The organism is Enterobacter sp. PL_is379 (genome assembly GCF_055817355.1).
The window spans coordinates 60,548-82,815 of sequence record NZ_JBVPGT010000018.1; the positions used below are offsets into that span (position 1 = coordinate 60,548).

The 22,268-nt window shown below is 55.2% G+C and carries 21 protein-coding genes and 1 pseudogene; 14 read left to right on the top strand and 8 right to left on the bottom strand.

Features of this window, described 5'->3' with window-relative positions; translation table 11 throughout:
• Positions 1-16: 16 nt before the first annotated feature.
• The 8 genes and pseudogenes from AC0TOY_RS01820 (at position 17) to AC0TOY_RS01855 (ending at position 7,500) form a co-directional block, all read left to right on the top strand.
• A pseudogene (locus AC0TOY_RS01820) lies at positions 17-2,280 on the top strand (NtaA/DmoA family FMN-dependent monooxygenase).
• A 9-nt stretch (positions 2,281-2,289) separates the two neighbouring features.
• The gene (locus AC0TOY_RS01825) at positions 2,290-2,799 is read left to right on the top strand and encodes a GNAT family N-acetyltransferase (RefSeq protein ID WP_157189249.1); all 510 of its coding nucleotides are present in this window, start codon (positions 2,290-2,292) and stop codon (positions 2,797-2,799) included.
• Positions 2,800-2,808: 9 nt separating this feature from the next.
• A complete protein-coding gene (locus AC0TOY_RS01830) occupies positions 2,809-3,735 on the top strand; it encodes an amino acid ABC transporter permease (protein ID WP_024909603.1) in 927 nt (308 codons plus the stop codon).
• A complete protein-coding gene (locus AC0TOY_RS01835; protein ID WP_024909602.1) occupies positions 3,719-4,492 on the top strand; it encodes an amino acid ABC transporter ATP-binding protein in 774 nt (257 codons plus the stop codon). The genes AC0TOY_RS01830 and AC0TOY_RS01835 overlap by 17 nt, the downstream gene beginning before the upstream one ends.
• A gap of 9 nt (positions 4,493-4,501) precedes the next feature.
• Complete coding sequence (locus tag AC0TOY_RS01840; RefSeq protein ID WP_407858617.1) at positions 4,502-5,389, top strand: ABC transporter substrate-binding protein; 888 nt, start codon at positions 4,502-4,504, stop codon at positions 5,387-5,389.
• Positions 5,390-5,430: 41 nt separating this feature from the next.
• Positions 5,431-6,048: a glutathione S-transferase family protein gene (locus tag AC0TOY_RS01845; RefSeq protein ID WP_463726748.1), complete on the top strand. Its 618-nt coding sequence runs from the start codon at positions 5,431-5,433 to the stop codon at positions 6,046-6,048.
• Between the two features lie 37 nt (positions 6,049-6,085).
• A complete protein-coding gene (gene pptA, locus AC0TOY_RS01850) occupies positions 6,086-6,316 on the top strand; it encodes a tautomerase PptA (RefSeq protein WP_463726747.1) in 231 nt (76 codons plus the stop codon).
• Positions 6,317-6,498: 182 nt separating this feature from the next.
• The gene (locus AC0TOY_RS01855; RefSeq protein WP_407820422.1) at positions 6,499-7,500 is read left to right on the top strand and encodes a Kdo(2)-lipid IV(A) acyltransferase; all 1,002 of its coding nucleotides are present in this window, start codon (positions 6,499-6,501) and stop codon (positions 7,498-7,500) included.
• Positions 7,501-7,544: 44 nt separating this feature from the next.
• Here AC0TOY_RS01855 and AC0TOY_RS01860 read toward each other — a convergent pair whose 3' ends face one another.
• Positions 7,545-9,230 (bottom strand): NAD-dependent malic enzyme, encoded by a 1,686-nt coding sequence (locus AC0TOY_RS01860; RefSeq protein WP_024909597.1) that lies wholly within the window; start codon positions 9,228-9,230, stop codon positions 7,545-7,547.
• Positions 9,231-9,262: 32 nt separating this feature from the next.
• Positions 9,263-10,210 carry an AEC family transporter gene (locus AC0TOY_RS01865; RefSeq protein WP_024909596.1) on the bottom strand — a complete coding sequence of 316 codons (948 nt, stop codon included), beginning with the start codon at positions 10,208-10,210 and terminating at the stop codon, positions 9,263-9,265.
• Between the two features lie 405 nt (positions 10,211-10,615).
• Between AC0TOY_RS01865 and AC0TOY_RS01870 the strand changes: the two genes are divergently transcribed.
• Positions 10,616-11,947, top strand: a complete 1,332-nt coding sequence (locus tag AC0TOY_RS01870; RefSeq protein WP_033145663.1) for a 2-hydroxycarboxylate transporter family protein — start codon at positions 10,616-10,618, stop codon at positions 11,945-11,947.
• Between the two features lie 121 nt (positions 11,948-12,068).
• On the top strand, positions 12,069-12,704 hold the full coding sequence (locus tag AC0TOY_RS01875; RefSeq protein ID WP_024909594.1) for an ECs1377 family protein: 636 nt from the start codon (positions 12,069-12,071) through the stop codon (positions 12,702-12,704).
• 26 nt (positions 12,705-12,730) lie between these two features.
• Here AC0TOY_RS01875 and pdxR read toward each other — a convergent pair whose 3' ends face one another.
• Positions 12,731-14,209, bottom strand: coding sequence for a MocR-like pyridoxine biosynthesis transcription factor PdxR (gene pdxR / locus AC0TOY_RS01880; protein ID WP_473721426.1), 1,479 nt, complete (start codon positions 14,207-14,209; stop codon positions 12,731-12,733).
• A gap of 164 nt (positions 14,210-14,373) precedes the next feature.
• Between pdxR and AC0TOY_RS01885 the strand changes: the two genes are divergently transcribed.
• Entirely contained in the window at positions 14,374-14,829 is a 456-nt protein-coding gene (locus AC0TOY_RS01885) for a GNAT family N-acetyltransferase (RefSeq protein ID WP_048992019.1), read from the top strand.
• 58 nt (positions 14,830-14,887) lie between these two features.
• Here the strand turns inward: AC0TOY_RS01885 and AC0TOY_RS01890 are convergent, their stop codons facing one another.
• Positions 14,888-15,190, bottom strand: a complete 303-nt coding sequence (locus AC0TOY_RS01890; RefSeq protein WP_024909591.1) for an ArsR/SmtB family transcription factor — start codon at positions 15,188-15,190, stop codon at positions 14,888-14,890.
• A 160-nt stretch (positions 15,191-15,350) separates the two neighbouring features.
• Between AC0TOY_RS01890 and fusA the strand changes: the two genes are divergently transcribed.
• Entirely contained in the window at positions 15,351-17,450 is a 2,100-nt protein-coding gene (fusA, locus tag AC0TOY_RS01895; RefSeq protein WP_032647431.1) for an elongation factor G, read from the top strand.
• 77 nt (positions 17,451-17,527) lie between these two features.
• Here the strand turns inward: fusA and AC0TOY_RS01900 are convergent, their stop codons facing one another.
• From AC0TOY_RS01900 to AC0TOY_RS01910, 3 genes are all read right to left on the bottom strand, one after another.
• Positions 17,528-17,953, bottom strand: coding sequence for a DUF3828 domain-containing protein (locus AC0TOY_RS01900; protein ID WP_407820418.1), 426 nt, complete (start codon positions 17,951-17,953; stop codon positions 17,528-17,530).
• Positions 17,953-18,315: a CHAP domain-containing protein gene (locus AC0TOY_RS01905; RefSeq protein ID WP_233100900.1), complete on the bottom strand. Its 363-nt coding sequence runs from the start codon at positions 18,313-18,315 to the stop codon at positions 17,953-17,955. The genes AC0TOY_RS01900 and AC0TOY_RS01905 overlap by 1 nt, the downstream gene beginning before the upstream one ends.
• A 126-nt stretch (positions 18,316-18,441) precedes the next feature.
• Positions 18,442-19,014: a flavin reductase family protein gene (locus AC0TOY_RS01910; protein WP_473721427.1), complete on the bottom strand. Its 573-nt coding sequence runs from the start codon at positions 19,012-19,014 to the stop codon at positions 18,442-18,444.
• Positions 19,015-19,122: 108 nt separating this feature from the next.
• Here AC0TOY_RS01910 and nhoA point away from each other — a divergent pair, with 108 nt between their 5' ends.
• Positions 19,123-19,968, top strand: a complete 846-nt coding sequence (gene nhoA, locus AC0TOY_RS01915) for an N-hydroxyarylamine O-acetyltransferase (RefSeq protein WP_048992022.1) — start codon at positions 19,123-19,125, stop codon at positions 19,966-19,968.
• Positions 19,969-20,022: 54 nt separating this feature from the next.
• Here the strand turns inward: nhoA and AC0TOY_RS01920 are convergent, their stop codons facing one another.
• Complete coding sequence (locus AC0TOY_RS01920; RefSeq protein WP_148769477.1) at positions 20,023-20,616, bottom strand: TetR family transcriptional regulator; 594 nt, start codon at positions 20,614-20,616, stop codon at positions 20,023-20,025.
• Positions 20,617-20,732: 116 nt separating this feature from the next.
• Here AC0TOY_RS01920 and AC0TOY_RS01925 point away from each other — a divergent pair, with 116 nt between their 5' ends.
• Positions 20,733-22,220, top strand: coding sequence for a SmvA family efflux MFS transporter (locus AC0TOY_RS01925; RefSeq protein ID WP_473721428.1), 1,488 nt, complete (start codon positions 20,733-20,735; stop codon positions 22,218-22,220).
• The last annotated feature ends 48 nt before the right edge of the window (positions 22,221-22,268 follow it).

Consider the following 22,268-nt stretch of genomic DNA (forward strand, 5'->3'; position numbering starts at 1 on the left):
TTCTTAAGAGGTGAATATGTCTGCACATCGTCAACTGCGGCTGGGGACCATTTTGCATGGTGCATCCGGAAATATGTCCGCCTGGCGTCACCCTGAGGCCGTCGCCGATGCCAGTATCAATTTTGATTTCGTCAAATCGACGGCGTTAAAGGCGGAGGAGGGCAAACTCGATTTTTTATTCGTTGCCGACGGTCTCTACATAAACGAGAAATCCATCCCGCATTTTTTAAATCGCTTTGAACCGCTGACGGTGTTATCTGCTCTCGCCAGCATCACCTCGCGCCTGGGGCTGGTGGGAACCTTATCCACCTCCTACAGCGAACCCTTCACCACGGCGCGCCAGTTCGCCAGCCTCGACCACCTCAGCAACGGACGCGCGGGCTGGAACGTGGTGACCTCGCCGCTGGAAGGGTCGGCGAAGAACTTTTCCCGCGAAAAACACCCCGAGCATGCGCTGCGCTACCGGATTGCGGATGAGTATCTCGACGTGGTGAAAGGGCTGTGGGATTCCTGGGAGGGTGATGCGTTCGTACGTAATAAAGAGAGCGGGCAATTCTTTGACGCGTCAAAGCTTCACACCCTGGATCATCACGGTGATTTCTTCCAGGTCGCCGGGCCGCTGAATATTGGCCGCACCCCGCAGGGGCGTCCGATTGTCTTTCAGGCCGGGGCGTCGGACGACGGGAAAAAGCTGGCGGCGAAACATGCCGACGCCATTTTTACCCATCACGAGACGCTCGACGAGGCAAAAGCCTTTTACCGCGACGTGAAGCAGCAGCTGGAAACAAACGGCCGCCGCGCGTCAGATTTACATATTTTTCAGGGCGTCAGCGTGATTGTGGGTAGCGATGCCGAAGACGTGGAAAACCAGTACCAGACCACGGCGGCGCTGGTGTCGATTAACGATGCCCTCAATTACCTCGGGCGTTATTTTGAACATCACGATTTCAGCCAGTATCCGCTCGACGAGCCGTTCCCGGATATCGGCGATTTAGGCAAAAACAGCTTCCGCAGTACCACCGATGAAATTAAGCGTAACGCCCGCGAGCGCAGCTTAACCCTGCGTCAGGTAGCCCTTGAAGCTGCATCACCGCGCCCGCGCTTTTCCGGCACGCCGGAGGAGGTGGCAGACGGTCTTCAGGCCTGGTTTGAAGGCTATGCCGCTGACGGCTTCATCATTCAGGGCGGTACGCCAGATACCTTCCCGCGCTTTGTTGACCAGGTGGTGCCCATTCTTCAGGCCCGCGGCCTGTTCCGTACCGACTATCCGGGCACCACGCTGCGCGAAAGCCTGGGTTTAGACCAACCGAAAAACCAGTTCACACAACAATAAAAGAGAACCCCGCTATGCAGAAATCATCGCTTATTCTGGCGCTCGCGCTGGCCTTTACCCCTGCCGTCTGGGCAGAGAATGTGAATATTAACGGCACCGGCGTGAGCATCGAGGCCAATAAAACGCCGGTTAACACTGCCAAAAACAATGATGCGGTGGCACAGCTGCCGAAAGACTATCGCTTTGCCGTGCCGGGGAAATTTACCGTGGCGGTTGCGGGGCTCAATCAACCGCCGCTGACGGTCTTCTCCGACGACAACAAAACGCTGCTGGGGAGCGAGGTTGACGTCGCCCGTCTGGTCGCCGACAGCCTCGGGCTGGAGCTGAACGTGGTGCCGACCTCCTGGGAAGACTGGCCGCTGGGCGTCGCCTCCGGGAAATACGATGCCGCCATCAGCAACATCACCGTCACTAAAGAGCGCAAACAGAAGTTTGACTTTGCCACCTACCGAAAAGATTCCCTCGGGTTCTACGTGAAATCAACCAGCCCGATCAAGTCGCTTGAGAAGGCTGAGGACATCGCCGGGCTGCGGATTATCGTCGGCTCCGGCACTAACCAGGAGGCCATCCTGCTGGCATGGAATGCCGAAAACCTGAAGAAGGGGCTGAAGCCCTTTACCCCGATCTACACCAAAGACGATGCGGCCCAAACCCTGGCGCTGCAGTCCGGGCGCGCGGATGCCTACTTCGGTCCGAACGTGATTGGCGCCTGGAAAGCGGCGCTGAACGGGAAAACCAAACTGGTGGGCAGCGTCGACGGCGGCTGGCCGAAGGCGGCACACATCGCGGTGACGCTGAAAAAAGGCAGCGGACTGGTTGAGCCGGTGCAAACCGCGCTGAACGGCGTCATCAAAAACGGCGATTACGACAAAGTGCTCAACCGCTGGGGGGAAGGGGTTGAGCGCATTCCTCAGTCCGAAGTGAACCCGGCTGGCCTGGGCGATTAAGGAGGCGTGATGAGCGAACGATTTCGTGATGTATCACCGGAAGATGCTGAACTTCAGCCCATTATCGAGGGGCTGTTCGGTGAATATGCCGCCCGCTATGGGGACTACTTCTCAAAAGACGCGGAAGTGGAGCTCACCGAGTGGTATTTAGCGCCGCAGGGGCTGTTTATCGTCCTGGAGCGCGACGGGAAGATTATCGCTACCGGCGCATACAAACCGTTCGACGAACGCACCGCGGAAATCAAACGCATCTGGACGGACAAAACCCTGCGTCAGCAGGGGCTTGCCGGGCGCGTGGTGCAGGAGCTGGAGTGCAGGGCGGTGCTGGCAGGGTACAGTCAGATCTACCTGACAACCGGTTTTCGTCAGCCGGAGGCGGTCAGGCTCTATCTTAGCCAGGGCTATCAGCCGCAGTTCGATCTGAACCGCGATCCGGAAGAGTACAGCCAGCCGCCGTTTGACGGTCGGCTGCGATTCACCAAAACGCTGGTACGTGAAGCGTTCAGTAAAACCGCATGAGGAACGACGATGAGCAACGTTGAAACCATTAAGGTGGTCCCGGCGCGTTATCCGCTGCGGGCCGTCGGCGCCGCGGTGGCGCTGTTTGTCCTGGCGGTCGTGATTCAGTCCGTGGCCTTTAACCCGCGCTGGGAGTGGTCGGTGTTCGCCCGCTGGTTCTTCGACCCGGTGATCCTTGAAGGTGTCGGGCAGACCCTGCTACTGACGCTGATCGGCACCGCGCTGAGCGTGGTGTTTGGCGGCATGCTGGCCCTGGCGAGACTCTCTTCATCCTGGCTGCTGAGCAGCCTGGCGTGGGCGTACATCTGGCTGTTTCGGTCGCTGCCGCTGATTGTGGTGCTGATCATTCTGTACAACTTTTCCTATCTCTACGACACGCTCTCGCTCGGCGTGCCGTTCACCGGCATCACCTGGGGCAGCTTTGAAACCATCAACGTGCTGGGGCAGTTTTCTACCGCCGTGGTGGGGCTAACCCTGGTGCAGAGCGCCTATACCGCCGAGATCATTCGCGGCGGATTCCTCGGGGTCGATCACGGGCAGTATGAGGCCGCCGCCGCGCTCGGCCTGCCGGCCTGGCGCCGCACGGTGCGCATCATTTTGCCTCAGGCGCTGCGCACCATTCTGCCGTCGGGGTTCAATGAAATCATCAGTCTCGCCAAGGGGACGGCGATGGTTTACGTCCTGGCGATGCCGGAGCTGTTCTATACCATCCAGATGATCTACAACCGCACGCAGGAGGTGATCCCGCTGCTGATGGTTGGTGCCGCCTGGTACCTGGCGATCACCACCGTCCTGTCCGCTATCCAGTACGGTGTTGAACGCGCACTTGCCCGCAGCGAACGCCGCTCTGCGGTAAATCAGAACCGTGCCGCCCGTCGTACCCGTTCAGTCACCACCACGCCAGCACAGGAGCCTATCCATGCAAGCCTCTCCTGAAGGACATATTTCGATTACCGGCGTCAGCAAATTTTTTGGCCGCCATAAGGCGCTCGACAACGTTTCGCTTGAGATCCCGCCCGGGTCCGTGACGGTCATTCTCGGGCCGTCCGGGTCAGGCAAATCAACCTTGCTGCGCACCATTAATCACCTGGAGCGCGTCGATGAAGGCTTTATTCAGATCGACGGGGATTACATTGGCTACCGTCGTCAGGGAGACAGGCTCTACGAGCTGAAGGAGAAGGAGATCCTCAAACAGCGCGTCAACGTGGGCTATGTGTTTCAGAACTTCAATCTCTTTCCGCATCTCACGGTGCTGGAAAACCTGATTGAGGCGCCCATCGCGCATAAAAAGCTCAGCAAAAAAGAGGCGGTAGAAAGGGCGTACAGCCTGCTGGACGTGGTCGGGCTGCGGGATAAAGCCGATGCCTGGTCCCGCCATCTCTCCGGCGGGCAACAGCAGCGTATTGCCATTGCCCGTGCGCTGGCGTTACGTCCTCGCGTGATGCTGTTTGATGAACCCACTTCGGCGCTGGATCCGGAGCTGGTAGGGGAAGTGCTGGACGTAATCAAAAAACTGGCCCGGTCCGGGACTACGCTGGTGGTGGTCACTCACGAGATCGGCTTTGCCCGGGAAGTGGCGGATCAGGTGGTGTTTATGGTCGACGGAAAAATTGTCGAGCAGGGAAGCAGTGACGAGGTATTAAACCGTCCGTCACATGCGCGAACGCGCCAGTTTCTCTCCAAAGTCTTATAAGGAGTGCCAATGAAATACGGACTTCTGGCGGGGCTGGTCTTCACGACGGCGAGCCACGCCAGCATCGATCTGAAAGCCAACGAGCAGCCACTGCCGGTGACGGTGGATCGTCAGGCCGTGGCAAAGATCCCCGCCGGTTACAAATTCGTGGAGCCGGGTACGCTGACGGTCGCCGTTTCAATGCTGAACTCCCCGCCGCTGGCGCTGCTGGCCAGCGATAACCGTACGCGCATTGGCAGCGACCCGGATATCGCCCGCCTGCTGGCGGGCAGCCTGGGGCTGAAGCTGAAGCTGGTGCCGACGGCGTGGGAAGACTGGCCGCTGGGGATCGCCTCCGGGCGCTACGACGTGGCGCTGGTGAACATTGCGGTGACCGAACAGCGTAAAGAGAAGTTTGATTTTGCGACCTACCGCGTCGACTCGCTGGCGTTTTCGGTGAAATCCACGAGCGAGATCCAGTCAATCAAAAGCGCGGAAGATCTGGCCGGGAAAAGGGTGATTGTCGGCTCCGGTACGAATCAGGAACGCATTCTGCTGGGCTGGAACGAAGAGAACAAAAAGGCGGGGCGCGAGCCTGCGCTGCCGGTTTATCTCCACGATGATGCTTCGGGCAATCTCTATATCCAGTCCGGCAGGGCGGATGTGTTCTTCGGACCGCAGTCGGTTTCAGCCTATAAAGCGGCGCTCACAGGTAAAACCCGCGTGGTCGGTTTAGGGCCGAAAAAAGCCTATGTCGCGACCACGACCAAAAAAGGCAATGAGCTGGTGTACGCGTTACAGGCGGCGCTGGACGGCGCGATTAAGCGGGGAGATTACCAGAAGGTACTGGCGCGCTGGGGCGAGCAGGGGGAAGCGGTGGCACAGTCGGAGGTCAACCCGCCTGGGATAACCTACTAATGGTGCTCTACACTTAGGATTTTCACTCCTGAGGGGGCAACATGATTAAACTCTATGGCGTACCCGGCTGGGGCTCGGCGATCGGTGAAGTGATGCTAACCCTGGCTGATATCCCTTATCAATTTATCAACGTGGACGGGTTTGACCAGCCCAGCCCGCAGCGTGAGCTGCTGCAAAAGCTCAACCCGCTGTGTCAGGTGCCCACGCTGGAGCTGGAAAATGGCTCCATCATGACCGAAACGGCGGCGATTGCCCTGATGGTGCTCGACAGATGTCCCGACCTTGCTCCGCCCGTGGGGCAGGCCGAACGCCAGCAGTTTCAGCGTCTGCTGATCTGGTTTGTGGCCAACGTCTATCCCACATTTACGTATGCAGACTATCCCGAACGCTGGGTGCCGGATGCGCCGGAACAGCTGCAGAAAAACTGCATCGCATACCGGAAATCCCTCTATTTGTGGTTCGAAAGTCAGCTTAAGGCCGCCCCGTTTGCGCTGGGGGAAAGGCTGACGCTGCTGGATGTGTATATTGCGGTAGCGCGCACCTGGGGGCCCCGTCACGCCTGGTTTGCCGAGAACACCCCTAAATTCACGGCGATTGCGGACGCCGTATGTCAGCGACCGGAACTGCACAAGGTGTTAAAGGCAAACAATATTATCTGATAACGTGGAACCCTCATTCACAACCGGAAGCCTGTACATGCCACACGTAGATATCAAATGTTTTCCCCGTGATTTGAACGACGAACAAAAAACGGCCCTGGCGGCGGATATTGCCGACGTGATTATTCGCCATTTCAACAGCAAAGACAGTTCCGTGTCGGTGGCGTTGAACCAGATCGCGCCTGAAGACTGGAAGGCGCAGGTCTGGGATACCGAAATTGGACCGAAGCTGGAGGAGCTTATTAAGACGCCCGGGTATTCGATGTAAGATCTTTGCCGGGGAGCGAATAAGTCCTTCCCGGCTTGTTTTCCCGTTTTCGCAAAAATCGATAAAAATGCGTTTTGTCTTATCCGCTACACTTAACGTTTCTGGCTGACATATTATTAATCCTTAGGAAAGATCTTCAACAGAATCAATTAAGGACAGACACGTTAAAGGATAATTTTCTGATGACAAAATTACCCCGTTTTTCATTCGCTTTTCTTCATCCCCGTTACTGGCTAAGCTGGGCCGGCATTGCCGCGCTGTGGCTCATCATGCTGCTCCCTTATCCGCTTCTGTTCAGAATCGGTCATGGCCTTGGTCGACTGGCGATGCGCTTGCTTCCCCGCCGCGTCGAAATTGCCCGCCGCAACCTGGAGCTTTGTTTCCCGGAGATGAAAAAGGCGGAGCGAGAGTCATTGCTGCAGCGTAATTTTGAATCGGTAGGAATGGGGGTGATCGAGACCGGGATGGCATGGTTCTGGCCCGAGTGGCGGGTGAAGAAATACTTTACCGTGCAGGGTTATGAGCACATGGAAAAGGCCAGGGCGCAGGGAAAGGGCGTGGTGCTGGTGGGGATGCATTTTCTGACGCTTGAGCTGGGCGCGCGGATATTTGGCATGCTTAACCCCGGTATCGGGGTGTATCGTCCTAATAATAATGCCCTGCTGGACTGGCTTCAGACGCGCGGGCGCCTGCGTTCCAATAAAACCATGCTCGATCGTCATGATTTAAAGGGCATGATCCGCTCGCTGAAGCAAAATGAAATTTTGTGGTACGCTCCGGACCATGACTATGGCAAAACCAATAGCGTATTTGTGCCGTTCTTTGCGGTGCCGGATGCCGCAACGACGGCGGGAAGCTATATGCTGGTCAAAAGCGCTAAGCCTGCCGTCATTCCCTTTGTGCCGCGCCGTAAGGCGGATGGCACCGGTTACGAGCTGATCATTCTGGAAGATATCAGCGAGGCGTTGCAGGGCGGCGATAAAGAAGCCGTGGCGACGCAGATGAACAGGGCGATTGAACACGCTGTACGGATGGCGCCAGAACAGTATATGTGGCTGCACCGGCGCTTCAAAACGCGTCCCGAAGGTGTACCTGACCGGTATGACCGCCGCAAGAGCGTGGCCCCACGGGGTGATATTCTCTCCGCCAGCGATTTTTCTGACCGATCAGGCATACAGCACTAAAGCCTCAGCGATGCCCTCACCCTGCGGTGAGGGCATGACCGTCGCTACAGCGCGGATCGGCGGTACGGCGCATAGTCCGCCTGCCACCACGTCTTCTCGATACGCGCCATCAACGTCTCATCATCTATCGCCGGTGCCACGCCCTGTTCAATCGCAGCCCGGGCGACGGCGACGGCAATCTGGCGTGAGACCGTTTCAATCTGATCTACCGGCGGCAGCAATCCACCTTTTTCCGTGGTGACCAGAGGAGACTGCGCGGCCAGGCTGCGGCTAGCTGCCATCAGCATCTCTTCCGTGACCCGGCGCGCGTTACAGGCCAGAACGCCCAGCCCCAGACCAGGGAAGATATAGGCGTTGTTACACTGGGCAATCTCGTAGTGTGCATTCTCCCAGAATACCGGCGCGAACGGGCTGCCGGTGGCCACCAGCGCGGCTCCCTGGGTCCAGGCGATAAGATCCTGAGGCTGGGCCTCCGCCCGCGACGTCGGGTTTGAGAGCGGCATGATAATCGGACGCGGGCAGTGGCGATGCATCTCTTTGACAATCTCTTCGCTGAACAGACCCGGCTGGCCTGAAACGCCGATCATCACCGTAGGATGCGCGTTCTTCACCACGTCCAGCAGGGAAATATTCTTCGCCTCTACCTGCCAGCGGCTAACGGCGTCGCGCGCGGTAAGCAGGTTTTTCTGGAAATCGAGCAGGTTGGTCATGTCGTCGGTCAGCAGACCGAAGCGATCGACCATGAAGATCCGGCTGCGCGCTTCGGACTCGCTCAGGCCGTCATCCACCATCAGCGCCACAATTTTTTCAGCGATCCCGCATCCGGCAGAACCACTGCCCAGGAAGACAACGCGCTGATCGCGAATGCGGGTGCCTGCCGCATGGGCCGCCGCCATCAGCGTACCTGCGGTGACCGCTGCCGTGCCCTGGATATCATCATTGAAGCAGCACAGCTGGTCGCGGTAGCGCTGGAGCAGGCGAGTGGCGTTTTTCTGCGCAAAGTCTTCAAACTGCAGGAGAACATTGGGCCAGCGTGCTTTCACGGTGCTGACAAACATATCCATAAACTCAGCGTATTGGTCGTCGCTGATGCGCGGATGACGCCAGCCCATGTACATCGGGTCGTCGAGGTGTTGCTGATTATTGGTGCCGACATCCAGCATAATCGGGAGGGTGGAGGCCGGATGGATCCCTCCGCAGGCGGTATAGAGCGACAGCTTGCCAATCGGAATGCCCATACCGCCGATACCCTGGTCGCCAAGCCCTAAAATACGTTCCCCGTCCGTCACCACAATCACGCGAACGTCGTTGCGTGAAAAACTTTGCAGCATCTCATCAATACGATGACGGTTAGGCCATGAAATAAACAAGCCGCGCGCGCGGCGATAAATCGTAGAGAAATGCTCGCAGGCTTCACCGACCGTCGGGGTATAGATAATCGGTAACGTCTCTTTCAGATGCGAACGTAAGAGGTTGTAAAAGAGAGTTTCATTGGTGTCCTGAATATTTCGCAGGTAAACATGACGCGAGATATCGCTTTTAAAATGACAGAACTGTACCCAGGCGCGCTCGGTTTGTTCTTCAATGGTTTCAACGTTGTGCGGCAATAACCCATGCAGATTAAAATTATCACGCTCTTCTTTAATAAAAGCGAGTCCTTTATTTAATAGCGGATTCTCCAGCAATACGGCCCCATTGTAAGGGGTGTACAGAACTTCTTTCCGGGACATGGTTAACTCCTGAATTTTTTATATAAAACAGATTAAGAGATGAAATAGATCATAATGCCTTCGGTCACGACCCCGACGGCAGTACCAATTAATATGGAAGAGGATGCGGTATCAATATAGGTGTCGCTGCGTAAAGCAAACATCCCCGCGGCAATAGCGGAAGGCGTTGCGCCAATAATTACGACCTGCTGCAGTAAGGTATGACTCAGGCCAAAGGCGATCCCTGCGGCGGCCATCATTGCCGGCTGAATCAGGTTTTTAATACTGATATTGGTAAATGTCTGCACGTTCAGTTTTGGACGTTCACCGTAAAACAGCAGGCCGAGGGCAAACAGGGACAGTCCGCCGGAAACCTTGCCAACCATCTCAATAGGCATGCTGAGAATGGAAGGGATTTGCACACCGGCGAGACTGAGCAAGACGCCGGAGACCGGGATCCAGACGATAGGGTTGCGAGCCGCTTTGATGAGGTTTTGCACGATCATCGCCCCGGGGTGCAGCGCCTCCAGGCCATCATGACCATTTTTATCACCCATACGAATCAGGACGATGGTCAGAGGGATCATGATAACGCTGGTGATAATGTTACCTATCAGCACACCGATAAATCCTTCCGGCCCAATCAATACCGCCAGGACCGGCGCGCCAAAGTAGGCCATATCAGGAAAGGCGCAAACCAGAGACTGAATGGCGCTGGTTTTGATATCGTGGCGAAAAACATAGCGTGAAATAAACAGCGTCAGTAAATACGACCCCATTAAACCGACAACCAGGACGGCCATAAAGGTCAGGTTTTTAATTTTATTGGGATCGGTATGCAATGCACCAATGAAAAGATGAAAAGGAAGGGCGAAACGAATCACCACGGTTGCCATGACGTTTGCATCTTCTCGCCGGGAATATCCCAGCTTTCCACTTAGCCATCCAAGTAACATAATAAAGACGAGCGGAAACAGTGACTGTAATAGTAATGAAGGCATAGTATTTCCTGTAGGGTATTTTATGTGTTTTATTGCAGCGCTAATCTAGCGCTTAGATAGCAGGGCAGGAGTGACAAGTGTCACACTCTCTCTGGTTTTATTAATTTCAAAAAGATTGCATTAGTTGGATAAGTAATGCTTGCGTTAAAAATTGATAAGACGCAAGAATGCGACATGAGTTGCCATAAATAACTTTAGTTACTTAACGCTGAATTAAGTTATTTAAAGGCAAAGAGCCGAATTGTTCACATTTCTCCCTGCAGGCCCGTGATAATTTCACCCTGAGCCTGTTTTTAGAAAAGGCCATCTAAATCATTATTTATATTTAAGAACATTTTTTCGTATCAGGAATAGTTTCAGTTATTCCTTTCTCTGTATATCCGAACACAATTTTCAGGTGATTATATGAAAGATAATCCTGTACCGACTTCTGAGCTGTCTACCTCGCGTTTTGCCTTTGGGCTCAACAATACCGAGGTGGGCACGGTCCCGCTGATGCTGTTCGTCGGGATTGCCGCGATTGTGGCGACATCCGCCTGGGCAGGGCTGCTGCCAAAAAATATGATAGGTGGCCTCGCGGTGATCATGACCCTCGGTTTCGCGTTTGCGAAAGTAGGGCGTCAAATCCCGGTGTTGAAAGATATCGGCGGCCCGGCGATCCTGTGCCTGATGGTGCCCTCCGTGCTGGTCTATTTTGGTGTATTCGGGAAACATACCCTTGATACCGTGCATCTGCTGATGAAAGAGGCGAACCTTCTCTATTTCGTGATTGCCTGCCTGGTGGTCGGCAGTATTCTGGGGATGAACCGGGTGCTGCTGATCCAGGGGATGATGCGCATGTTTGTTCCGCTGGTGGCGGGAACATGCATGGCCGTGCTGAGCGGCCTCATTGTGGGTTCACTGTTTGGTTATACGCCTTACCATACCTTCTTCTTCATCATTGTGCCCATCATTGGCGGTGGAATTGGCGAGGGCATTTTGCCGCTGTCCCTGGCCTATTCGGCAATACTGGGGCAGACGCCGGACGTCTACGTTGCACAGCTGGCACCCGCTGCGGTCGTCGGGAATATCTTCGCCATTATTTGTGCGGGCTCGCTGGCGCGTCTTGGCGCGAAACGTCCTGCGCTTTCGGGAAATGGCATGCTCACGCGGAGTAAAGACGACGCCAGCCTGTTTGCCGGGGCGCAAAGCACACAGCAGACGGATTTTCATCTGATGGGCGGCGGGTTACTGATGGTGTGCGCGTTTTTCATCGTCGGCGGATTGTTTGAAAAACTGGTCCACATTCCCGGCCCGGTGCTGATGATCCTGATTGCTGTTCTGTGTAAATACTTCAGGGTGATCCCGGCCTCAATGGAGCAGGGCGCGCACAGTTGCTATAAATTCGTCTCGGCTGCGCTGGTCTGGCCGCTGATGATCGGCCTCGGGATGTTATACGTGCCGCTTGAGAGCGTGGTGTCGGTGTTCTCGGTAGGATACGTGGTGGTATGCGGTTCGGTTGTGATTGCGATGGCGCTGAGCGGCTACTTTATCGCGTCGCGTCTGAATATGTATCCTGTGGAAGCGGCCATTGTAACCTGCTGCCACAGCGGGCTGGGCGGAACGGGGGACGTGGCCATTTTGTCCGCGTCTAACCGGATGTCGCTCATGCCGTTCGCGCAGATCGCCACCCGCATCGGCGGCGCGTCGACGGTGATTTTCGCCACGCTGCTGATGGGCTGGATTATGGCGCACTGATTCGAAACGTCAGGGTACTGAATCGCAACGACATTTTCAGGATGTCGCTGCGGTTCAGTCCTTTATAAATATCACCGTACTGTATAGAATTACCGCATCCACAGCGACGGGATACCACACGATGACCGGAAGAGTTGATTATCAGATTGAAAAATATCTCCTTACCGAAGCCGCCGAGCCGGAGCGCCTGACGCGCCAGTGGGCGGAGGTGATGGAAGAGTGTCGTGAGCAAAAGTCCGGGGCAGAGGAGCGGTTGCGTCTCGCATTGCTTAACGTGGATTACGTCACCAGCTTCGAGCTGCCCTTCAGGCTACTTCTCACCCGTGCGCCCCAGTTAATAGACGTTGTCAGAAAAGAACTTCAGCTCAGTCAGAAAAATGTTCTGTTTAACGGCAAGCGCTTTGGCTGCGTCTATAGCCTGAAAAGGGATCTCGATGGAATACCTGACGAGTTTACCTATCAGCTGAAAACGCGGATCCAGCGCAGTGACGCGACAGGATGTAATGAAGTGCCTTACAGGCAAATTGCCCAGCAGGTCAAAGCCCCAAAGGAACGTCTCAAGCTGGCGCTGGAAAACGGCCTGTCTGTGACGGCACTCGACGGGCTTTTCTGGTTTGGCATTCAGCGCATCGCGGCTGATGTACAGAGGTTAAGGAAAATGGGCGTGAGAATTGTGACGTCGGAGACCGAAGTCTTTGATACGCTGACAAAGACCAGCCGACGGATCCCCGTATATAGCCTTGCTCGCCCGGAATGAGTATTCGCCGCTGAGCAGTCGACGCATCAAACATGACGGAAAATGGCGGCCAGTTTTTTTACAGCGTCTTCTATTTCCCTTTCCGTGTAAGCAGCAAATCCCATCAAAAAACCGGTGGACGCGGGGGGACCTGCATATAAATCGGTAAGCCCAAGTATATCAACACCCGCACGGCGGGCGGCGGTGGCTATCTCTTTCTCGGATATTCCGTGTTTCAGATGACAAGGCATTTGCATTCCCCCCGCAGGCGTTTCACAGGCAACATACTCAGAAAGATACGCATCCATCAGGCTTGCCAGCGCATCGCGACGAGCAACGTAAATACTCCTCATCTTACGAACATAGGCACCAAAATGGCCTCCCTCCAGAAATTTAGCCAGCGTCAGCTGGGTTATTGAGGCGGTGTGACCATCCATCAATGTCCTCGCCATGGTAAAGGGATCTGTCAATTCTGAGGGAACGATCATGTAGGCAATACGCAGCCCGGGGAACAGAGACTTGGTGAACGTGCCGATATAAATTGTCCGGTTGTACGTATCAAGCCCCTGAAGACTGGCCATAGGCTTACCTTCGTAGTGAAACTCACTGTCATAGTCATCCTCAATGATCCAGGCCCCGTAACGGTTTGCCCATTTGACAACTGCCAGTCGTCGGTCAAGAGAGAGCGTCACCCCGGTAGGGTACTGATGAGAAGGCGTGAGGTATATCGCCCTGGCTGGCTCGGTCAGAGAATTAAGACCGTCAACCGAGATGCCTTTTTCATCAAGAGGAACCGGAATGCAGCGAAGTCCTGCGGCGTTGAACGCTTTGTGTGCCCCTTGATAGGAGGGATCTTCAATGACAATGCCGTCTCCGGCATCCATCAGCACGTGGGAACAGAGCGCAAGCGCCTGTTGAGAACTTGTCAGAACGATGATCTGTTCTACCCTCGCACGCGTTCCGCGCTCCAGGTTGACATATTCCGCAATGGCCCGTCGCAGGCGCTCTATACCCTGTGGTGGACTTTGCTCTAATGCCTGATGCTGAAACTCCTTGAGGACCTGTCGCTGAAGACGCTCCCAGGTTGAAATGGGAAACATGCGGGTTTCAGGAATGCCGGGCGCAAGGGGACGAGGGGAGGAAAATTCGCGGATCCCGCCGCTTTCATAAACGATCTTTCCCCGGACGCTGAGTTTTGCTTTTCGTATCTCAGCGGTTGGCTGATGCTGTCGAGGGCGGGGTTTTAAAAAACGCGCGCTGGAAGAGACGAAGCTCCCTCTGCCTGTTTGTCTCTCAATAAAACCTTCGGCATGCAGGCTGGAGTAGGCCGCTTCTATGGTATCCCGGGAAACGCTGAGAGAAGCCGCCAGAGCGCGTGAAGCAGGAAGGGCCTTACCGTGAGATAATACCCCTTCCAGTATCAGCGTCCGTATTGCTCTCTGGATCCTTTCATGAAGCGGTAGCGATCCGTTAGCGGGGTCGATAATCCATGCCTTAACCGTTTCAAGCTGCGCGTGCTTAAACATTACGTTGTCCACTTTTCCTCTGTGTCTCTTGATTCTAAAGCAATACTGCATGCAGCAGGATGAAAAATTGGTCTGCTTTGATGTCGAGAATTGGCGGGGCAAAACGTGCCATTCAGCGAATACACTCTTCCTGAAACGAATAAACGGGTGAGAGAAGAGGCAATATGAACAATACGATCGTGACAATTGAGGCAGTTAAAGAACGTGATTTTGAAAGCTGGATGCCACTATGGGGAAAATATCAGGCGTTTTACAACGTCGATCTGTCCGGGGCGATTACAGAACGAACCTGGCAACGATTTTTCAGCCCCGTTGAGCCGCTATTCTGCGTGGTGGCACGATGTAATGGAGAAATAGTGGGTTTTGCGCATTATCTCTTTCACCGTTCGACCTGGGCTGAGAGCGATTACTGCTACCTCGAAGATTTATATGTCTGCGAAGCTGTCAGGGGCAAACATATTGGCAAACAGTTAATAGAATATGTTCAGAGAGAAGCCAGAAAACATCATGCCAGTCATCTTTACTGGCATACGCATGAAGCCAACTATCGCGGGCAACGATTGTATGACTGGATTGCGAAAAAAAGTGGAATGATTGAATATCGTATGCAGGTAAGGTAAATCCCTTTGCTGACGATATGCCCCTTACATCATTAAGGGGCTTTAACCCGATATGCTCTTATGATTTAGCCTGTAAAAGTATCGCCATCAGCCCCGGAAAGCGGGCATCCAGATCCTCTCTGCGCAATGAAATCATGTTTTCTCGTCCCTGCGGACGCTGCCAGATCACGCCGCTGTCGCGCAATACGCGCCAGTGATGGGTCATCGTAGACTTCACCACATCTTCCGGGCGCAGCGCGTTACAGCTGAGTTCGCTGCCATCGGCCAGCCGGCGAATTATCGACAGCCGGAGCGGGTTGCCGAGGGCAAACAGCACATTTTCCAGCAGTATTTGTTCAGTTTCAGGGTGGTTTGGGATCATCGTTTTCCTGCGTATGGCGTCAGATTGAGCTATATCAACAATAGGTCAATCGTTAAAAAATAGTTCGATAATACTCGTACAATAGGACTATTATAGCAAACGAACGAATGCACGACCATCCTGGTCGTCACAGACAAGTCATAAGACTTAAGGAAATATCATGCCCCGACCCATCCCTCTCGAACGTTATCGCAACATCGGTATCTCCGCGCATATCGATGCCGGTAAAACCACCACCACTGAGCGCATCCTGTTTTATACCGGGATGAGCCACAAGCTGGGTGAAGTACACGATGGCGCGGCAACCACTGACTGGATGGCGCAGGAGCAAGAGCGCGGGATCACGATTACCTCCGCGGCGGTCAGCTGCTTCTGGCCGGGTATGGACAGAGGATATGAGCCGCACCGGATTAACATCATCGACACCCCGGGGCACGTGGATTTCACCATTGAAGTGGAACGTTCCATGCGCGTACTCGACGGTGCCGTGATGGTGTATGACTCCGTGGGCGGCGTGCAGCCGCAGTCAGAAACCGTCTGGCGTCAGGCCAATAAATATCACGTTCCGCGACTGGCCTTCGTCAACAAAATGGACCGTCCGGGTGCCGATTTCTTCCGCGTCGTGCGGATGATGCAGGAACGCCTGAAGGCCAATCCGGTGCCGATTGTCATCCCGGTGGGTGCTGAAGATCACTTCACCGGCGTGGTGGATCTCATCAAGATGCGCACCATTCTGTGGGACGATGCGACGCAGGGCATGGTGTTTACCTATGCGCCCGTGCCGGATGATTTAGTCAGCACCGCCCGGGAATGGCGGGAAAAAATGGTCTCTGCGGCGGCGGAAGCCAGCGATGAACTGATGGATAAGTACCTGGAGACGGGCGACCTGACGGAAGCGGAAATCATCAAAGGGCTGCGTATTCGCACCATCTCGGGCGAAATCCAGCCGATGCTGTGCGGCAGCGCGTTCAAGAATAAAGGCGTACAGCGCATGCTCGATGCGGTTATTGAGCTCATGCCGTCGCCGCTGGACGTGCCGGCCATTGATGGCGTGGATGAAAAAGGGCAGCATGCGGAGCGTCATCCGAGCGATGATGAGCCGTTCTCGGCCCTGGCGTTCAAGCTGATGAGCGACCCGTATGTCGGGCAGCTGACCTTTATCCGCGTGTACTCTGGCGTGCTGCGCAAAGGCGACGCGGTGTACAACCCGGTGAAAGGGAAGAAAGAGCGTATCGGACGTATTGTGCTGATGCATGCTAACGATCGCCACGAGGTGGACGAACTGCGTGCCGGGGATATCGCGGCCTGTGTCGGGCTGAAAGACGTGACCACCGGCGACACGCTTACCGATCCGAACGCCGTCATTACGCTTGAGCGCATGGAGTTCCCGGATCCGGTGATCTCGCTGGCGATTGAGCCGAAAACCAAAGGAGATCAGGAGAAAATGGGGATCGCGCTGCAGCGTCTGGCAGCGGAAGACCCGTCTTTCCGCCTGCATACTGACGAAGAGTCCGGCCAGACCATTATCTCCGGGATGGGTGAGCTACACCTCGAGATTATCGTCGACCGCATGAAACGTGAGTTTGGCGTCGAGGCAAATATCGGTCGTCCGCAGGTGACCTATCGTGAAACCCTGCGTAAAACGGTGAAGGATATCGAAGGCAAATTTGTCCGTCAGTCCGGCGGTAAAGGCCAGTACGGTCATGTGGTGCTGAGCCTGGAGCCGCTGGAGCCCGGAAGTGGTTTTAAATTTGAAGATGCCACTAAGGGCGGCGTGGTGCCCCGTGAGTATATCCCGTCCGTTGAGAAAGGGCTGCGGGAAGCGATGAACAGCGGGGTGCTGGCGGGCTATCCGGTCGTCGATGTAAAAGCGACGCTGACGTTTGGCTCGTATCACGATGTCGACTCCTCGGAGATGGCCTTCCGCATGGCGGCGATCCTCGGTTTCAAAGAGGGCGCCCGCAGGGCGGATCCGGTGATCCTTGAGCCGATCATGCATGTGGAGGTGGAAACGCCGGAAGAGTACGCCGGTAACATCATGGGCGATCTCTCATCCCGACGCGGCATGGTGCAGGGGATGGCGGAGCAGTACGGCAGCCAGATTATCCGCGCCGACGTACCGCTGGCAGAGATGTTTGGTTATGCCACGACATTGCGTTCGATGTCCCAGGGACGCGCGACGTATACGATGGAGTTCCATCATTTTGCGGAAGCCCCGCGGAATGTTGCGGATGAGATTATTTCACGACGCGCGAAGTAGTTAATGAATTGCACACGGTAGCCGCTGGGCTACCATGTGCTTTTGCTGCTGTAGCAGAGGGCTTTCATATCCGATTATTACTTGATCAGCGTGGCCGATCGAACTTTCCATTTCCCTTCTTCCTGAACGAGACAATCTGCTACAACGTGATTTTGTTTCTTACCAAATGCGAGATAGACGTTTGTGCAAACGGCATCAAAATCAGAGTGTAAGACGGTTATCTGATTCCAGTCTTCATCCCAGTCCTGCGATTTGATGAACATATCAGCATCGGGCATGTCTTTTTCGTTACTGTCGCCAGAGTACATTTCTTTAATCGCTGCAATGGTCCCTGAGGCAACATATTCATTCATGATGTCTGGTTTCAGCACCGGCGGTTTGTCCTGATTCAGCTGAGCGATATACCATTGATTGAATTTAAGTGCTGCCTGGTCTGGTGAAGAGATGCTATCTGCGACCGCGAAGGGAGACAGGGCTAAAAGAAAAAAGCAGAGTGTTTTCATTAGTCATGCCTGAACAGTTCGTAATGGGGCTGTATGTTTCGGTAAGCCTGTCCTGGATACAGAGTGCGTTGTACAAAATCACTTATCCATTGCTGACCATCGTATATGCAAACGTGCCCGCTATCGTGACCCACAATATTTTGGATAACGGCTACGTCACCGGCATGAGGTTGATCGTATACCAGGCGGAATCCAGCGTTGACCAATGTACGCCCCATGTCTTTTGCCAGACGCGTATTGGGGATTTTTAATCTTCCCCCCGTTCTGATCGCTTCGGTGACGTAGTGAGCACAATACCCCGTGCTCTTAGGTTGGGCGTGTGATTTGGCATATGAGATTGCGCCATCTTTATTCCATGTCATTGATATTTCCTTAATGCGAGAATGCTAATGCAGCAACTCCGGAAATATCCTCCGTTTTACCACGCAATAGTAAACATAAAATGCCATAGAAATTTAATATAATTCAGTAAGATATCATTTAGAAAATCAATCCAGCGCCTTCACCATCTTCCCACTCGCCACAAATGTCCCGGCTCCAAGATGATGCAGGGTATTCAGCTTATCCTCGTCAAACTGCCAGCGTCCGGCGACAAACGCGCGTTCATCGGCTGCCGCTGAAACCACTTCTCCAAACAGCGTATCGTATTTTTCTGCCGCAGAAGTTACAGGTAATAACCGACACTCCATCCACGCCAGACATTTTTCTTCAATCACCGGCAGGCCAAGTTCAGGACCGTTCACGACCGGGATCCCGTAGCAGTTGAATTTGTCTTCATCGCGCCCGCTGACGCTGCCGACCGCGTAAGTCCAGTTGGCCGCCGCCACGCCGGGGATGACGATGCCAAATTTCCCACTGCGTTCAATCAGCTCGCGCGACCAGGTACTTTTGTCCACCACGATTGCGATGCGCGGCGGCTCAAACTCAACGGGCATTGACCATGCGGCGGCCATCACGTTGCGTCTGTCGAGGCTTTCATCCCGACTGGTGATAAGCACAGTAGGGCCGTGGTTCAGCAGACGGCTGGCATGACGTAATTCAACAGGGTGAAAGTGGCTCATAGGATCTCCTCATCTGTAACGATGAGTATGACGAAAAAGCACGTAAATCAAAGTGAGTGCGTAAAATTAGTTTATAAACAGAACATCACAATCAAAGGAAACTGATGTATGTCCCCATTCCTGACCGCCTACTTCGCTCGCATCGGCTGGACGCAACCGACACGGGTGGATATCGATACCCTGCGCGCGCTGCATTTACACCATAACTGTGCGATCCCTTTTGAGAATATTGACGTCGTGCTGCCGCGCGAAATCCAGCTTGACGATCGGTGTCTGGTCGACAAGCTGGTCACCGCCCGTCGCGGAGGATATTGCTTTGAGCAAAACGGCCTGTTTGAGCGGGTATTGCGTGAGGTCGGGTTCACGGTGCGCAGCCTGCTGGGACGGGTGGTATTAGCGAACCCGCCGCAAATGCCGCCGCGCACTCACCGCCTGCTGCTGGTTGAGCTTAACGGCGAGCGCTGGATTGCGGACGTGGGGTTTGGCGGCCAGACGCTGACGGCGCCAATTCGTCTGCTCGCCAGTGAGGAACAGGAAACGCCGCACGGCCTGTATCGTCTGCTGAGCGAGGGTAACGACTGGGTGCTGCAGTTCCGTCACCACGAGCACTGGCAGTCGATGTACCATTTTGACCTGACGACACAGTATTTCAGTGATTACGTGATGGGGAATTTCTGGTCAGCGCACTGGCCGCAGTCGCACTTCCGCCATCATCTGCTGATGTGCCGCCATCTGCCGGACGGCGGCAAGCTGACGCTGACCAACTTTAACTTTACCCACTGGCAGAACGGTCATGTGGAGGAGCAGATCCATTTGTCGGATGCGGAGGCGCTGTATAAGCTGATGCAGGAGCGGTTTGGCCTGGGCGTTGACGACCCTAAGCACGGTTTTTCACTCGCAGAATTGACGGCGGTGATGGCGGGCTTTGATACACATCCTCAGGCCGGGAAATAATGCGCAAAGAGGTGGGCTGTAGGCCGGGTAAGGCGAAGCCGCCACCCGGCAACATCACGGCTGAGACGGGGTAGTAAACAACTCGAGCGTGATTAACTTATCCAGATGATTGTTGAACGCGACCTCATCCATTTCGGGCATGTTTAAGATATACATTCCGTCAAGACCACACACCAACCCAATCAAGCGCCAGGCGATATTTTCCGCCCGATCGCCGGGACGAAATACCCCGGCCTCCGTTCCCGCGTTAATCAGCGCCACCGTTTCCTGATGCCACATCTCCATGGTCATCACATAGGCACCCTTGATGTCGGCATCACGGCTGGCAAGGATCTGCGCTTCACGCCACAGGCGAATATAGGGCTCAAATCTGCCGTCATCGCTGCCGAGCATGGCATGAAGCTGCTCCCGCCAACCGGCCTGTTTACCCGCGACATCTGCATCCAACAGCTCGCGAATCAACCGTACGAAGGCCAGCGATTTTAGCTCCCCGCCGGACGTAAAGTGATGATGCACCTGTCCGGTGGCGACTCCGGCTTCAGCCGCAACGCGGCGCACCGTCATTGCCGCCAGTCCTTCTGCCAGCGCCACGCGCATGGCGGCCTGTAAGATGGCTTCCCGCCGTTCATCCTTGCTCAGATATCGCATGTTTACTCACTCTCAATGGGAACGAAACGAGTGTAACAAAAAGCTGGACATGCGTTCAACTTTACGTAGGATCGCATCCTGGACATGTGTCCATGTTTTAAAAGAAAAGGAAATTTATGTTTCGTCAGTGGTTAGCGTTAGTGATTATCGTGCTGGTGTATATCCCGGTGGCGATCGACGCGACGGTGCTGCACGTGGCGGCGCCGACATTGAGCATGACGCTGGGTGCCAGCGGCAATGAATTGCTGTGGATCATCGATATTTACTCGCTGGTGATGGCGGGTATGGTGTTGCCGATGGGCGCCCTGGGTGACCGTATCGGTTTTAAACGGCTGTTGATGATCGGCAGTACGCTGTTTGGCCTGTCATCGCTGGCGGCAGCGTTTGCCCCGTCAGCAGGGTGGCTGATTGCGGCGCGCGCCTCGCTGGCAATTGGTGCGGCGATGATTATTCCGGCTACGCTGGCTGGGATCCGTACGCTGTTTATCGACGCGCGGGATCGCAATATTGCGCTCGGCGTCTGGGCGGCGGTCGGTTCCGGTGGTGCGGCGTTTGGCCCGTTGATTGGCGGTATGCTGCTTGAGCATTTTTACTGGGGATCGGTGTTTTTAATTAACGTGCCGATTGTGCTGGTGGTGGTTTCGCTGGCCGCGCGTTTTGTGCCTCCTCAGCACGGCCGCCCGGAGCAGCCGCTGAATATTAGCCATGCCATTATGTTGATTGTGGCGATTTTACTGCTGGTCTTCAGTGCGAAAACCGCCCTGAAAGGCGCGCTGTCACCGTGGATAGTCGCGTCCGCGCTGATTACCGGCTCGGTACTGCTGTTTATCTTCGTGCGTATTCAGCTCCGCGCTCGCGTACCGATGATCGACATGCGTCTGTTCTGCCATCGCATCATTTTGAGCGGCGTGGTGATGGCGATGACCGCCATGATTGCCCTGGTCGGGTTTGAGCTGCTGATGGCCCAGGAGCTGCAGTTTGTTCATGGCTTTACGCCGTTTGAAGCGGGCATGTTCATGCTGCCGGTGATGGTCGCCAGCGGGTTCAGCGGGCCGATCGCAGGCGTGCTGGTTGGGCGATTAGGGCTACGCATCGTCGCGGCCGGCGGCATGGGGCTCAGCGCCGTCAGCTTTATCGGCCTGTCGATGCTCGACTTCAGCACACAGCAGTGGCAGGCGTGGGGACTGATGGTGCTGCTCGGCTTCAGTGCCGCCAGCGCGCTGCTGGCCTCGACCTCGGCAATTATGGCGGCCGCGCCGAAAGAGAAAGCCGCCGCCGCAGGGGCAATTGAAACCATGTCCTACGAACTGGGCGCCGGACTGGGGATCGCCATTTTTGGTCTGCTGTTGACCCGCAGCTTCTCGGCGTCGATTGCCCTGCCGCAAGGGCTGAATGCCTCGCTCGTCGATAAAGCCTCGTCATCCATTGGTGAGGCGATGAAGGTGGCGCAGGATCTGACCCCGACGCTGGCGGAGTCGGTGATTGAGGCGGCGAAAAGCGCGTTTATCACCTCGCACAGCGTGGCGTTGGGCAGCGCGGGCGGAATGCTGCTGTTGCTGGCCGTGGGGATCTGGTTCAGCCTGGCGAAGGTCAAGCCGCAGTAATACAGGGCGCGCGGTTGGCGCGGACGGGGCAGATGGGCTATGTTTTTT